Origin of the sequence: Bacillus sp. DHT2 (genome assembly GCF_026241455.1) — a bacterium.
GTDB classification, from domain to species: Bacteria; Bacillota; Bacilli; order Bacillales; family Bacillaceae_G; genus Bacillus_A; species Bacillus_A pseudomycoides.
Genome location: NZ_JAPHWH010000007.1, coordinates 111,273 through 125,779, shown reverse-complemented (window position 1 = coordinate 125,779; position 14,507 = coordinate 111,273). Strand labels below are relative to the sequence as shown.

General features: G+C 34.7%; 13 protein-coding genes and 1 pseudogene. 13 read left to right on the top strand and 1 reads right to left on the bottom strand.

Annotated features, from left to right (window positions below):
- Nucleotides 1-12 precede the first annotated feature (12 nt).
- The 12 genes and pseudogenes from ORL93_RS17780 (at nucleotide 13) to tagU (ending at nucleotide 11,276) form a co-directional block, all read left to right on the top strand.
- Nucleotides 13-1,281, top strand: coding sequence for a glycosyltransferase (locus ORL93_RS17780; RefSeq protein WP_098017562.1), 1,269 nt, complete (start codon nucleotides 13-15; stop codon nucleotides 1,279-1,281).
- 19 nt (nucleotides 1,282-1,300) lie between these two features.
- Nucleotides 1,301-2,419: a glycosyltransferase gene (locus ORL93_RS17775; protein ID WP_265959333.1), complete on the top strand. Its 1,119-nt coding sequence runs from the start codon at nucleotides 1,301-1,303 to the stop codon at nucleotides 2,417-2,419.
- A gap of 13 nt (nucleotides 2,420-2,432) precedes the next feature.
- A complete protein-coding gene (locus ORL93_RS17770) occupies nucleotides 2,433-3,662 on the top strand; it encodes a glycosyltransferase family 4 protein (protein ID WP_098017559.1) in 1,230 nt (409 codons plus the stop codon).
- A gap of 12 nt (nucleotides 3,663-3,674) precedes the next feature.
- Complete coding sequence (locus tag ORL93_RS17765; RefSeq protein WP_265959332.1) at nucleotides 3,675-4,970, top strand: nucleotide sugar dehydrogenase; 1,296 nt, start codon at nucleotides 3,675-3,677, stop codon at nucleotides 4,968-4,970.
- Between the two features lie 18 nt (nucleotides 4,971-4,988).
- Entirely contained in the window at nucleotides 4,989-5,600 is a 612-nt protein-coding gene (locus ORL93_RS17760; RefSeq protein WP_309534122.1) for a sugar transferase, read from the top strand.
- Nucleotides 5,597-6,220 (top strand): annotated as a pseudogene (locus ORL93_RS17755) (acetyltransferase). Before ORL93_RS17760 ends, ORL93_RS17755 begins: the two are co-directional and overlap by 4 nt.
- Nucleotides 6,221-6,251: 31 nt before the next feature.
- Nucleotides 6,252-7,412, top strand: a complete 1,161-nt coding sequence (locus ORL93_RS17750) for an aminotransferase class I/II-fold pyridoxal phosphate-dependent enzyme (RefSeq protein ID WP_097795182.1) — start codon at nucleotides 6,252-6,254, stop codon at nucleotides 7,410-7,412.
- Between the two features lie 54 nt (nucleotides 7,413-7,466).
- Entirely contained in the window at nucleotides 7,467-7,595 is a 129-nt protein-coding gene (locus ORL93_RS17745) for an NAD-dependent epimerase/dehydratase family protein (RefSeq protein WP_141556348.1), read from the top strand.
- Nucleotides 7,596-7,834: 239 nt separating this feature from the next.
- Nucleotides 7,835-8,272, top strand: coding sequence for a hypothetical protein (locus tag ORL93_RS17740; protein ID WP_255299146.1), 438 nt, complete (start codon nucleotides 7,835-7,837; stop codon nucleotides 8,270-8,272).
- Between the two features lie 8 nt (nucleotides 8,273-8,280).
- The gene (locus ORL93_RS17735; protein ID WP_097795183.1) at nucleotides 8,281-8,910 is read left to right on the top strand and encodes a class D sortase; all 630 of its coding nucleotides are present in this window, start codon (nucleotides 8,281-8,283) and stop codon (nucleotides 8,908-8,910) included.
- Nucleotides 8,911-9,073: 163 nt separating this feature from the next.
- Complete coding sequence (gene galE, locus ORL93_RS17730; protein WP_006096592.1) at nucleotides 9,074-10,102, top strand: UDP-glucose 4-epimerase GalE; 1,029 nt, start codon at nucleotides 9,074-9,076, stop codon at nucleotides 10,100-10,102.
- Between the two features lie 265 nt (nucleotides 10,103-10,367).
- Nucleotides 10,368-11,276, top strand: coding sequence for a polyisoprenyl-teichoic acid--peptidoglycan teichoic acid transferase TagU (gene tagU, locus ORL93_RS17725; RefSeq protein WP_098909811.1), 909 nt, complete (start codon nucleotides 10,368-10,370; stop codon nucleotides 11,274-11,276).
- Nucleotides 11,277-11,591: 315 nt separating this feature from the next.
- Here tagU and ORL93_RS17720 read toward each other — a convergent pair whose 3' ends face one another.
- Complete coding sequence (locus ORL93_RS17720; protein WP_309534123.1) at nucleotides 11,592-12,356, bottom strand: LicD family protein; 765 nt, start codon at nucleotides 12,354-12,356, stop codon at nucleotides 11,592-11,594.
- 290 nt (nucleotides 12,357-12,646) lie between these two features.
- On the opposite strand from ORL93_RS17720, the gene ORL93_RS17715 reads away from it, so the two are divergent.
- A complete protein-coding gene (locus ORL93_RS17715) occupies nucleotides 12,647-14,494 on the top strand; it encodes an NTP transferase domain-containing protein (protein WP_265959329.1) in 1,848 nt (615 codons plus the stop codon).
- Nucleotides 14,495-14,507: the final 13 nt, after the last annotated feature.

Genomic DNA, 14,507 nt, shown 5'->3' with positions numbered 1-14,507 from the left:
GGCTAAAGGGACATGAAGATTTTATTTATAGCAAATCACTTTCCGCCTATAAACAATTCTGCGAGTATTAGAATATTAAATTATGTTAATCATTTGCAGGTGATGGGGAATGAAGTGATGGTACTCACACCAGATTATCCTAAAGATTTTATAAATTATGATGAAGAGCTTTTATATAAAATAAATACAAACATTAAAGTAATTAGAGTAGATATGGGATCAATATATAAAAGAATTTATCCTAAGAAGAGTAGGCAGATTGGTAATGATTCTCCTGCGAAGGCTAGCAAAAAAAATATTTTAAAATCATCTATAAAAAGGAATTTAGCTATTCCAGATTCTTATATTGAATGGAAAAACAATGCCGCCAAGATAGGAGATAAACTAATAAAAAAAAATAAAGTAGATATCATTATTTCAACGCATGAAACCCCTTCTTGTCATTTAGCTGGCTTGAAATTAAAAAAAAATAACCCAGAGGTGAAATGGATAACATATTGGAGTGATCCTTGGACATTTGAATATTATAGATCCAGAGAAAGTTTATTAAAACGTAATGTTGAAAAGTGGTTGGAACGTAATGTTGTTAAAAAGAGTGATAAATTTCTATTTACTACTGAGGAAACAAGGGATTTATATATAAGTAGCTATAGTATACCTAAAAGTAGAACTGCCATTGTTTATAGGGGATTTGAAGAATATTCACGAGAAAACTCAAAGAAATTCATAGGTTTATTAAAAAAGGATAAAATTAATTTAGTGCATACTGGTGAAATATATACTGAGTTGAGAGATACTAGGCCTTTAATTGAAGCATTGAAAGCCTTAGAAGAGGAAGAGAAGGATATTTTTGATCAAATTAATATAGTTTTGGTAGGAGGAGTTGATAATTTAAAGATTAAAAAAGAATTAAAAGATATAAAATGTGTATCTCTTCTATCACGGGTTCCTTATGAAGAGGCGCAAGATTATATGCATAATAGTGATGGATTATTATTGTGGGGCAATAAATATGGTTGTCAGATCCCTGGAAAAGTCTACGAGTATTTCGGAGTTAAATCACCTATTTTAACCATATTGGCTAATAATCAAGATCCAGTTGGTAAATTAATGAAGGACGTCGATAAGGGACCCATTATTTATAATAATGCGCAAGAAATTAAAGAAATGATAAAAGAGTTCGTTAAAAATAAAGATAAAAAAGAATATTGGTATGAAATCATTCCTAAGTATAAGTGGGAAAATGTAGCTAAAGATTTGTTTTCTAAGATTTCAGATTAAATAATGGAGGAGAATGCATATGAATCAAGCTAAGAAGGTATGTATAGTTTCTCCTATACACGATTATAAGGATATAAGGGTATACCAAAAACAAGCAAAAACTATAGAAAATAGTGGTTATGAGGTTAGTTTGCTTGCTAGAAAAGATTATGATGAGAAAATAGGTAATATACAAATCTTCGCAATTCCAAAATCAAAAAACTTTTTAAGTAGAATTATCTTGCAACCTAAATTACTTTGTAAAATACTTAAGACAAGGTCTAAAATAGTTCATTTGCATAATCCTGACACGATATTATTAGGATTTTTGTTGAAAATGTTTAATAAAAAAGTTATTTATGATACTCACGAAGATTTTTCAAAAAGAATATTAATTCGGGAATGGATTCCCTATTCTTATAGGAAACTTATTGCTAAAGTAGTTACAAGTTTAGAGTTAATGGCATCAAGGTGTTTTGATGGATTTATTGTTACACAAGAAGGTTTACTTGCCAAATATAAAAATGCATTGTTAATTGAGAATGCGCCAATTCATCAGGGTGAACTAATAAAGAGGGCTTATGAATTAAGTAAGCTAATCTCAAAGAGTAGCTATATAAGGGTGGTTTACGTTGGTGGAATCAGTGAGCAACGGGGTTTGAGACAGATAGTACAAGCTTTAGAAGAAATAAATAAGACCTATAGTTGCAGATTATGGCTAATTGGTCCAGATTCAAAAGAAATAAATGAGCTTCAGAAATTGAATGGTTGGAAATATGTAGACTATTTAGGAAAGCTTCCTCAAGAGAAAGCTTTTTCATATGTAATAAAATCAGATATAGGTTTATGTACAATATTAGATGTTGTTGATCATGCTGAGACAAGCCCCAATAAGATTTTCGAGTATATGACTTTAGGTATCCCATTTATTGCAAGTGACTTCCCGAAATGGGAAAAGAAAATAGGGTGTAGTAATGCGGGATATTTTGTAGATCCACAAAATATAAACAAGATTGCAGATCTGATATTGAAGATTGGTTCGGATGAAAATTTGAAAAGTTATTTATCTAATAATGGAAAGAAATATATTTATGAAAAATTTAATTGGGAAAGAGAATCGGAAAAACTTATAGAGTATTATAAAAAAATAAATCAGTAGGAGCATAAAAATTATGAGGGTTTTATTACTTCATCAGTATTTTTTAGGAAAAGATGACCCAGGTGGTTCTAGATTTAATCAATTTGTTAAGTATTGGGAAGAGCAAGGACATGAGATTACAGTTGTGGCTGGGACTGTACATTACACTACGGGTAAAAAAGAAGAGAAGTATAAAGGAAAATGGATTGTAGCAGAGGAGTATTCCCCGAATGTAAAAGTACTAAGAACATATGTATCTGAAGCTTATAATAAGTCATTTTTTGGAAGGCTATGGGGGTACTTTTCGTTTACAGTTTCTTCATTAACAGCTATTCTTTTCAGGGTGAAAAGTCATGATATTGTAATTGTAACTTCTCCGCCGTTATTTGTTGGGGTTACTGGTATTTTTACAAAATGGTTTAAAAGAATACCGATGATATTTGAAGTTCGAGATTTATGGCCAGAATCGGCTATTGATACTGGGGTTTTAAAGAGTAAGCCATTAATACAAATGGCTTTTTTTGTTGAAAAAATGTCTTATAAGTTTGCGAATAAAATCAATGTTTTAACTCCTGCGTTTCGTAATGTATTAATTGAGAAGAAACATATTTCTCCAAATAAAATAACTTTTATCCCAAATGGGGCAGATTTAGATATTTTCGAACCAGGTGAAAAAGATAACTGGGTTCGTGAAAAATACAGTTTGCAAAATAAGTTTGTCGTTACTTATATGGGGGCACATGGGCTAGCGAATAATTTAGATAGTCTTTTAAATCTTGCGAAGGCATGCGAAGAATATGAAGATATAGCTTTTCTATTAGTTGGAGATGGGATGGAAAAAGCACGACTGAAAAAAAGAGTTAAGAGTGAAAGGCTACAAAATGTTATATTTATTGACTCGCAACCAAAGGCAGTTATTCCTGATTTTTGTAATGCTTCAGATATTTGTACTGCAGTTTTAAAAAAGGTAGATACATTTAAAACAGTATATCCTAATAAAGTGTTTGATTATATGTCATGTGCAAAACCGATTTTACTTGGAATTGATGGAGCTGCTAGAGAATTAGTAGAGGAAAGTGGATGTGGAGTTTATGTTGATCCTGAAGATATTATCCAGTTTAAAGAGAAAATATTAGAATTCTATCATAATCGAGAACGATTAGATGAAATGGGTCTTAAAGGTTATAAATACGTGCAAAGGAAATTTAGTCGAAAAGCTTTAGCACATAAATACATTCAAGAAATTGAAAGTATAATCAAATAGGAGGAAATAGCAATGAGTAAAAATTTATGCGTAGTAGGACTAGGCTATATTGGATTACCCACATCAGCAATGTTTGCAAAAGCTGGTTATACTGTAACAGGTGTAGATGTAAATCCAATTGCGATAGAAATGATTAATCAAGGGGAAATCCACATTGAGGAAGTTGGTTTGGGAGAATTAGTTAAAGAAATGGTTGGGAAGGGAAGATTAAAAGCTAGTCTTCAACCAACTCATGCAGATGCATATATCATTGCGGTACCAACACCGCATAATGCAGATCATACTGCAAACTTAGATTATGTAATTGGGGCGACAAAATCTATTGTACCCTTTGTAAAACCAGGAAATGTAGTTATTGTTGAATCTACAATTCCTCCGAGAACAATTGATGATGTAGTGGCGCCAATTTTCAAAGAACATGGATGGATTGTAGGAGAAGATATTTATCTAGCCCATTGTCCAGAACGAGTGTTACCAGGACGTATATTAATTGAGTTAGTTGAAAATACACGAATTGTTGGGGGAATCAATGATATTTCTACTAGCAAGGCTGCAGAGCTATATCGTGGCTTCGTTACAGGACAGATATTAGAGACTACTGCTGTTACAGCTGAAATGTCTAAGTTAATGGAGAATACGTATCGTGATGTTAATATTGCACTTGCAAATGAATTGGTCAAAATTTCTCAAGAGTTAAATGTTGATGCATTAGATGTAATTCGTTTAGCTAATCATCATCCGCGTGTGAATCTACACCTACCAGGACCAGGTGTTGGAGGCCATTGTTTAGCAGTCGATCCTTATTTCATCATCGAAAAGGCACCAGAACAATCCGTACTAATCTCAAATTCTAGAGAAATAAACAATTCTATGCCGATATTTATTACAGATCAAATAGAAAAAATAGTTCCAAGTAATGGGAAGGTTGCTGTTCTAGGCATTACTTATAAAGGAAATATTGATGATGTTCGAGAAAGTCCTGCGATGACAATTGTAGATTTATTAACAGCTAAAGGATATGAAGTAGCGGTACATGATCCACATGTCCATCAACAACAAGTAGTATTTAATCTATATGACTTTGAAGAAGCGATTATAGATGCAGATTGTGTACTTGTTTTAACAGATCATAATGAATTTAAGAATCTAAATGAGACCAGTATTTTAGAACATGCAAAAAAAACTGTTATCCTGGATACACGTAATTGTGTGAAATGTAAAAACCCAGAAATAATGTATATTAATTTTAATAATTTATATGAAATTAAAGGTTTAGAAAGTGTCAAGAAGCAATTAGTAAATAATTAAAGGCGTGTGATGGATATTATGAAAAGGGCTTTTGATGCTCTTACAGCAGTTTTAATTCTGATGTTGTTGTCTTTTATAATTTTAATTGTCGCTCTTCTTGTAAGGTTCAAACTAGGTAGTCCTATTATTTTCAAACAACAAAGTCCAGGCTTACATGGAAACCCCTTCTATGTATACAAGTTTCGTACAATGACAGATGCAAAAGATGAAGAGGGTAATTTCTTACCAGATAATGTTCGTTTAACATCATTTGGTAAATTACTTAGAAAGTTAAGTCTAGATGAATTACTAAAACTTATTAATGTAATAAAAGGATATATTAGTTTAGTAGGACCTCGTCCATTATTAATGGAATATCTCCCACTGTATACCTCCCAACAAGCTAGACGTCATGAAGTGCACCCTGGTATTACTGGATGGGCGCAAGTAAATGGACGAAATGCAATTTCTTGGGAAGATAAATTTAAATTAGATGTTTGGTATGTGGATAATCAGTCCCTTTGGTTAGATATAAAGATTTTATTTTTAACAGTTGCAAAGGTTTTTAAATCAGAAGGGATTGGTCAACAAGGTCATGTGACGATGCAGAAATTTACAGGATTAAACTCAAATAAAGAAGTGGTGAAATGAAAAAGATAGCTTTAATTGGTCAAGGTGGGTATGCGAAAGTTATTATAGATATGATTTATGCAAATACAGGTTATGAGATTGTTGCTATATTTGATGATAAATATGAATGTTTAAGTGAGGACCAGGGCATATGTTATGGACCAATCTCGTCTATTAAAGAAATAATAGAAGAGATTTGATTTAAAATTGTGCTTGCGATTGGACATAATGCTGTACGAAAAAAGATAGTTGAGCAGTTAGAATTGAAGGATGGAAGTTATGAGACAATTATTCATCCAACTGCTGTAGTGAGTGAGTCTGCTTCCATTGGATTTGGAACTGTTATTATGCCTAAAGCAGTTATTAATGCGGATACTATAATTGGAAGGCATGTTATTGTTAATACTGCAGCAGTGATAGAACATGATAATCAGATTGGTGATTTTGCACATATTTCTCCAAATGCGACGTTAACGGGAACAGTCTTTGTTAATGAAGGTACACAAATAGGTGCAGGGGCAATTGTTATCCCGAATCGAAAAATTGGCCAATGGAGTATAATTGGTGCAGGAGCAACAGTCATTCATGATATACCATCTTCTTGTACAGCAGTAGGTTCACCCGCAAGAGTTATAAAATAAGTTACGTTACCATAAGGAGTGTAATGGAAGCATGGAAAACAAAAGAATCTTTTTATCACCACCACACATGAGCGGAAATGAACAAAAATATGTAAATCAAGCATTCGAGCAAAACTGGATTGCGCCACTAGGACCTAACGTAGATGCATTTGAACATCAAATTGCAGAGTATATTGGAGTGAAAAGTGCCGCTGCTGTTAGCGCAGGTACTGCAGCAATCCATTTAGCACTTCAACTGTTAGGTGTTAATAGAGATGATACTGTATTTTGTTCTTCATTAACGTTTGCAGCAAGTGCAAATCCAATTGCGTATCAAGGGGCCGAACCAATTTTCATAGATTCAGAGCCTGATACATGGAACATGTCTCCAGTTGCACTTGAGAAAGCTTTTGAAGATGCAAAAGCTTCAGGAAAATTTCCGAAAGCAGTAATTGTTGTTCATTTATTTGGACAAAGTGCAAAGATGGATGAAATTATGGATGTTTGTGATAAGTATGGTGTACTAGTTGTGGAAGACTCTGCGGAATCACTTGGAACAACTTATAAAGGGAAGCAAACTGGTTCATTTGGTAAGTTTGGTATTTTCTCTTTCAATGGTAACAAGATTATCACGACTTCTGGTGGTGGCATGCTTGTTTCTAATGATGAAGTGGCGATTCAAAAAGCACGCTTCCTTTCGACACAAGCACGTGATCCAGCAGTTCATTATGAACATAGTCATATTGGTTATAATTATCGTATGAGTAATATTGTGGCTGGTGTAGGACGAGCGCAGTTGGAAGTATTAAATAATCGTGTGCAAGCACGTCGTGATATTTTTACTCGCTATAAAACAGCTTTAGGTGAATTACCTGGAATTACATTTATGCCAGAATTCGAAGATGCAGTTCCAAATCGTTGGTTATCTACATTATTAATTGATGAAAAGGTAACAGGTGTTACGTATTTAGATGTGATTGAAGCTTTAGCGGCACAAAATATTGAAGCGCGTCCAGTTTGGAAGCCGCTTCATAGACAGCCTGTCTTCGCAGGTTCTAAATATTATACTCATGGTGATACAGATAGTATTTCTGATAAGCTGTTTAGTCAAGGTTTATGTTTACCTTCTGGTTCAAGTATGACAGTGGAAGATCAAGAAAGAGTTATCGCTACTGTTAAAGAGGTATTAGCAAAGCAAGTTGTAACGAAATAAATTATAAAAAGTGCATTCTTTTTTTGAATGCACTTTTTTATTTTAAGTAGGTAAGTGATACTGGTAATCGGCGGTGCGAGTTATATCGGGAGTCATGTTGTGAAAGAACTGCTATCACAAAAACATCGAGTTGTTATAAGGGATTTTACCACCATTACTAACAATGATCACGTATCAAATTAAACATTTTGTTTTTTCATCATCTATATCAGAAAATGTTTAGTCTTTAGACCTTGTGTAAGAGGTTCATCTTGAGAAATTGTAATTAGGTTGTCCTACATAGGATTGCTTATGATATATTTAAATTAATAAATTGTTATAAAAAGGAGAAATAGCCATGAATTTCAAAGGTGTCATGAAAACAGGCTCATTAGTCGCTGCACTTGCTCTCGGTTGAACAGCATTCGCTACACCGGCTGCACATGCAGCAAGGGTTAATGAGCTTAAAAACTGAGCAAAAAGTAGAAATGCTTCGCTTATTCTTGGATAGTGCGAAACTTGCACATCTACAAGTAGCACTTGTAGATGAAAAAGGAAATTCGTTGGATCTTTTAAACTATACAATTAGTAAGGGTAATAACTTATTAATTCAATTAAAAGATTTAGATGGAAAGTTACTTGCGACAATTGACCCAACGAGAGGAATGGTACAAGCAGCTAACTTTAAAAGCTTGGTAAATTCATTGAAAGTTGCGATGGAAGCAAAGCGTGAGCTAAATGCAACTGGTCATTTTGTTCCAATGCCAAATACAGCATCTAATGAACAAACTTACATGCTAATGGGGGGATTAATTGTACTTCTAGGTGCAGCTGCATTAGTTCCAGCAGTACGATTAGCTCGTAAAGTAGAACAAGCGTAATACGCCCTATGGAAAAAAGAAAGAAAGTACATAAGCGTAAGTCAAAATGGAGATGGGTAATCATCGGGATTCCTGTTTCCGTTATTTTGTTAGGTCTTGGGATTATTGCTTTTTTCGGCTGGGAGCTTACAAAGCAAACAACATTGTTAGCTCATATAGTTGTTACACCGTATAAGCCTGCAGAGGCTGAAAAAGAGTTTAAACAAATTTGGTCTAAAATTCCTGATCCAGGAGAGAAGCTTGGTGAATTGAAGTTTCCTTCTCTTTCTTATGAGGTTCCTGTTGTAGAAGGGACGCACCCGAGAGAGCTGAAATCAGGAGTCGGACATTTTGCTGGGAGTACGTTGCCAGGACAAGGCGGGAATGTTGTGTTAAGCGGACACCGGAATACGAGTTTTCGTAAGCTGGAAGATGTGAAGAAAGGTGATCAAATCAAATTTGAAACGCCGTATGGTGAGTGTGTTTATGAAATAACAGATTTCAAAATTACGGGAGCGAATGATGAGACGATTATCGTTCCAACTGATTATGAGACATTAACGTTAACGACATGTTATCCGTTTGAGTATATTGGTGATGCTCCGGATCGCTTTATTGTGTATACGAAGCTTGTGTCTAAGCCGGATTTAGAGAAATAGTCATGCCCAATTCCCTTTTATGCAATTGGGCTTTCTTGATGCAAAATGAAAAATAGGAAGTACATAGATATAATGTGTTGGAACTCATTCTGTTTGGAATTCACAAAGAGAAGTAATGAAAAGCTAATAAATAAGAAATAAATAACCCTGGGAGGTCTTCATTATGGCGATACTTGTAACAGGTGGAGCAGGATATATCGGCAGTCATACATGCGTGGAATTATTAAATAATGGTTATGATATTATAGTAGTTGATAACCTTTCTAATAGCTCAGTAGAATCGTTGAATCGAGTGAAAGAAATAACAGGAAAACAGTTTAAATTTTATGAAGAAAATCTTCTAAATCGTGATGCAATCGATGTGATTTTTAAAGAAAATATAATTGAGGCAGTCATTCATTTTGCTGGCTTAAAAGCAGTTGGAGAATCAGTAGCAATTCCGCTTACTTATTATCATAACAATATTACAAGTACATTAATATTATGCGATGTTATGCAGAAGCATAATGTAAAGAAAATGATTTTTAGTTCATCAGCAACGGTATATGGTCTTCCTGAAACATCACCAATTACAGAAGAATTTCCTTTAAATGCAACAAACCCATACGGTCAAACAAAGTTGATGATTGAACAAATGATGCGTGATGTAGTTGTAGCTGATTCTGAGTGGAGTGTTGTATTACTTCGTTATTTCAATCCATTTGGTGCACATGAAAGTGGGCGTATGGGGGAAGATCCAAATGGAATTCCGAACAACTTAATGCCATATGTAACGCAAGTAGCAGTTGGTAAGTTAAAAGAACTAAGTGTATTTGGAAACGATTATCCGACAAAAGATGGTACAGGTGTCCGTGATTATATTCACGTTGTTGATCTTGCGAATGGACATGTGAAGGCTCTTGAAAAAGTATTACATACAACAGGTGTAGATACATATAACCTTGGTACAGGTACTGGATATAGCGTGCTAGAGATGGTACAAGCATTCGAGAAAGTTTCAGGAAAGTCCGTTCCATATAAAATTACAGAGCGTCGTCCTGGAGATGTTGCTGTATGTTTTGCAGATGCATCTAAAGCGAAACGTGAATTAGGATGGGAAGCAAAGCGCGGGCTTGAAGAAATGTGCGCGGACTCATGGAAATGGCAGTCGAATAATAAGGATGGCTACCAAGAAGCAGAATGTATGAAGTGAATAGGATCTTGTAAATGCTTTCTTTATGATTTGCTAGACATATCATCAATTTTTTTGAAGAAATAATGTAAACGTGAAAAGGCCTCGTCTTATCCTATGCTAGATAAGACGAGGCTTTTTGTGTATGGTAAGGTATCTAATGAGAAAACATATATGTATGAAATTATAGAATAATTTGGATATAGAAACTAATCCCATGTATAATGGGTGTGGTACTTTATTCCTTAAAAACCTATAAAGCTGATTCAAGAAAGAAGGTTATATAATGAAAAAAATTCTATTTTGGATACTGGGTATTATCGGCGTTCTTGTCATTGCAGGAGGCGGTTATGCGTATTATCTGTACTCATCCGTTTCGGGGACAATAGATAAAGTGTATACGCCGCTTGAACGAGATCATTCTGAGAAACGTTCTACTGATGTGAAGTTAGGAAATAAACAACCTGTTTCTATTTTATTAGTAGGTGCAGATGAGCGTGGGGCAGATAAAGGGCGTTCGGATTCGATTATGTTATTAACATTAAATCCGAAGCAAAGTTCGATGGAAATTGTAAGTATTCCTCGTGATACATATACGGAGATTGTTGGGAAAGGGAAGAAAGATAAAATCAACCATGCGTATGCATTTGGTGGAATTGATATGTCTGTGAAGACGGTTGAAAATTTTTTAGATATTCCAATTGATTATTATATTGAAGTAAATATGGAAGGTTTCCGTGATATTGTTGACGCTGTTGGCGGGATCGATGTGAATAATGACTTGGCATTTACGCTTGAAGGTATGTCATTTGAGAAAGGGAACATTCATCTAAATGGCGAGCAGGCACTGAAGTATACGCGTATGCGTAAGGAAGATCCACGCGGTGACTTTGGTCGTCAAATGCGTCAGCGTCAAGTGCTAGAAGCGGTTATTAGTAAAGGCGCGAACATATCATCTATTACAAAACTTGGCACGATGTTAGGTGCTGTTGAGAAAAACGTAAAAACAAATTTAAATCAAGATCAAATGTGGGATCTTCAAAGTAATTATAAAGCTGCGATGAATAAAAAAGAGGAAATTCAAATTCCTGGTGACGGTCATAAGCAGGATGGTGTTTGGTACTATTTCGTTCCTGATAAAGATCGTAAAGATTTGTCTAATAAATTAAAAGCTCATTTAGAGTTAACAAAATAGTAGTTGAGTATAAGGAATAAGCTTAATGATCCTGTAATGGGACATTAGACTTTTTTTGATGTCTCATATATAAGCTGCTAAGAACAGCAAAAGGTGACCTGCTATTTGTTTTCTCTCTCTGTTTTTCCTTGGCATGGGGCAGGAAAAGGGTCTGACGGCTTCTATACATGGCTGGATGCTCTCTCCCACCTGAAAAGAAGGATTTTATGTCGGTTTTTCAATTTGTATTTATATAGTAAATAATAGGCGCTACCTATCCTTTATGTATAAAGGATAGGTAGCGCCTTATTTTTGTCCAAATCTTATATGTGTAGCCTATCCAACTTTTAAATTTTGCATATGAGCTTTTTGTTTACTTTCTTCTGGTATTTGCATGTAGTCTCCATACATTCCTGATAAGTAGCGATCTGCATCATTTGGAACAGGGAACATGTGTCCATCGAAAATTCCTTCTTTTAACGGGAAGATTTCACTAAGCTCGAAGTTATGCCATCTGTAATAGCCGGTTTCCATTCCGTATGTTACAGTGTTTGTTTTTTTAAGGCCTTTTACATATAGTTTAAAGAATTTCGATTTGTTTAGAATTCTTCTTGCTACATCTGCAGGACCGTTTATTTTTGAAGGATAATTGATTGCGGCAAGTTTTTGGACAATTTTTTCTAACGGCGTTGCCGATTCTGAAACGTAGTCAAATGGGAAAATATCAATGGATATTCCTTTTCGGTGTGTACCATCGCTTTCTTGCCATTCAAAATCATCTAGATAGAGAATTTTCGTCCAGTTATGTTTGCCGTGTGTGTTTACTTTTTCTGTTTCTAGTTTATATGGCTCTGGTAAATGGTTTGGAATAATGCGCAAAAATTTATCGTAATCTTCTCTTAGCATAGCAAGATCTGCATCATCATCCCAAGGGATAAATCCTTTATGTCTAACAGACCCTAGTAAAGTACCGTCTGTGATCCAAAATTTAATATTATGTTCTTTACAGATTTTATGAACCGTTATGAGCATATCCAGCATCACTTTTTGAGCTTGCTCTAAAGGTGTTAACTGTGTTGAATCCAAAATAAATTCCTCCATTGTTCTAATCGATACGACAAATTTTTTATGGTTCAGATTGCATGGAAAGAGATTACAATCATAAGTTTAAGTATACATCAGTGATAAATTGACACGCAACTACAGTCTTTTTATATGTTGTTCCTTATACTTTTATTGATTATGTTTTTTCACTAATATTATTCATAAAGGATGTTCTTTACAAAGCATACATTAAATTTACAAAATATTTACGTTTATGTCCATAGATGATATGATAATGATATGTTCAAAAAATGAACGGATGAAATCGGGTGATGGAGGGGAGCTCTATGCAACAAGTATTAAATATATTAGAGGTTATCAATCAAAATCCACAGATGAACCAAAAAAAGATTGCAGAGCAGTGCAATATATCTGTTGGTAAAGTGAATTATATTATGAATGATTTAACGAAGAATCAATACATCTATAGCAAAAAGTCAGGGAAGTACATGAATTATTATTTGTACCAGAAAGGCTTTGAATACATGCGACAGGAGCTAGCGGCTTACCAAGGGAAGAAGCTTAGAGTCCATCGCAAAGAGGGCAAGAAGGTTACGCAAGCTGTTGTTCTTGCGGCTGGTAAGCGTCATGAGTTTGGAAAACCATCTGGTTTGTTAACGGTTGGGGAAAAGCTTTTGTTAGATCGCAGTTTAGAAATCCTTAAAAATAATGGCATTGAAAAAATTGTGGTGGTTGTTGGCTATAAGAAGGAGCAGTTTGAAGGTTGGACAGGTCGTCATAATGTGCACTTTGTGGAAAACCCGAAATATAAGTGGACAGGATCAATGGCATCGCTAGCAGAGGTTCAGGAACTGATTACAGATGATTTCTTATTAATTGAAGATGATATTTTAATCGAAGAGAAGGCACTTGTGCAAGTGTTACATCATCCAGAACCGGACTGTGTACTCATTACAAATGAGAGTGGATCTGGTGATGAAGCGTTTGTTGAGATTCAAGATGGCTATCTGTATAAAATTTCAAAGGACATTCATCAGTTAAATCGTATTGATGGTGAGATGGTTGGGATTTCTAAAATCTCGTATGAAGTGTTCATGAACATGTTAGCAACATTCCGTCATAATCAAAATCCATATGTGAACTATGAATATTTACTTCTTGATGCTGCAAGGTTGTACGATGTCGGCTATGCAAAGTTACCAGATGTTGTATGGGCAGAGATTGATACACCGAAGCAATATGAAGTTGTGAAAAATAAAATCTATCCTCGCTTAGTGAAAAAAGAAGCAGAGTTTAAAGAACGACAAATTAAAAAATATGTTTCGGAAGCACTTTCTATTTCAAAAGATGAAATTACAGATATTCAGCCATTTGGTGGTATGACGAATACGAATTTCAAAGTAAGTGTTGGAAAATCCGAATATGTGCTACGTATTCCAGGAAGCGGTACAGAAGATATGATTAGTCGCCGTGATGAAATGGTAACTTCTAATTTAGCGAGCCAATTAGGAATTGATGCAGAACTTCTATACTTTAATGAAGAAACTGGTGTGAAATTAGCAGAGTTAATTCCAAACGCAGAAACATTGAATCCGAAAACGGCAAAACGCAGTGATAATATGAAGTTAACGGCGAATATATTAAAACAATTACACAGTTCAAATGCCGAAATGAATAATACTTTCAATGTGTTTGAAAAAATAGAGCATTATGAAGGGCTTTTAAATAAAGTAAACGGCTCTAACTTTGATGATTATGCAGAAGTGAAGAACAAAGTAATGCGGTTAAAGGATATGTATGAGGCGATGGATGTTACGTTAACTGCTTGTCATAATGATACGGTTCCTGAAAACTTTGTTAAGAGTGGAGAAGACAAAATATACTTAATCGATTGGGAATATGGCGGTATGAACGATCCGATGTGGGATATTGCAGCACATAGTTTAGAGTGCGACTTTTCTTCAGAAGAGGAGGAGTTATTCTTATCCTACTATTTTAACGAGGAAGTAGAAGAGTCTTACCAGAGAAGAATATTGATGAATAAGATTTTCCAAGATTTCTTATGGAGTATTTGGACGAAGATTAAAGAAGCAACAGGCAGTGATTTTGGGACATATGGAATGGATCGCTATAATCGTGTGAAGAAAAACTTACAGCTCTTCTTAGAGTTGTAGTGGGGGATATAAC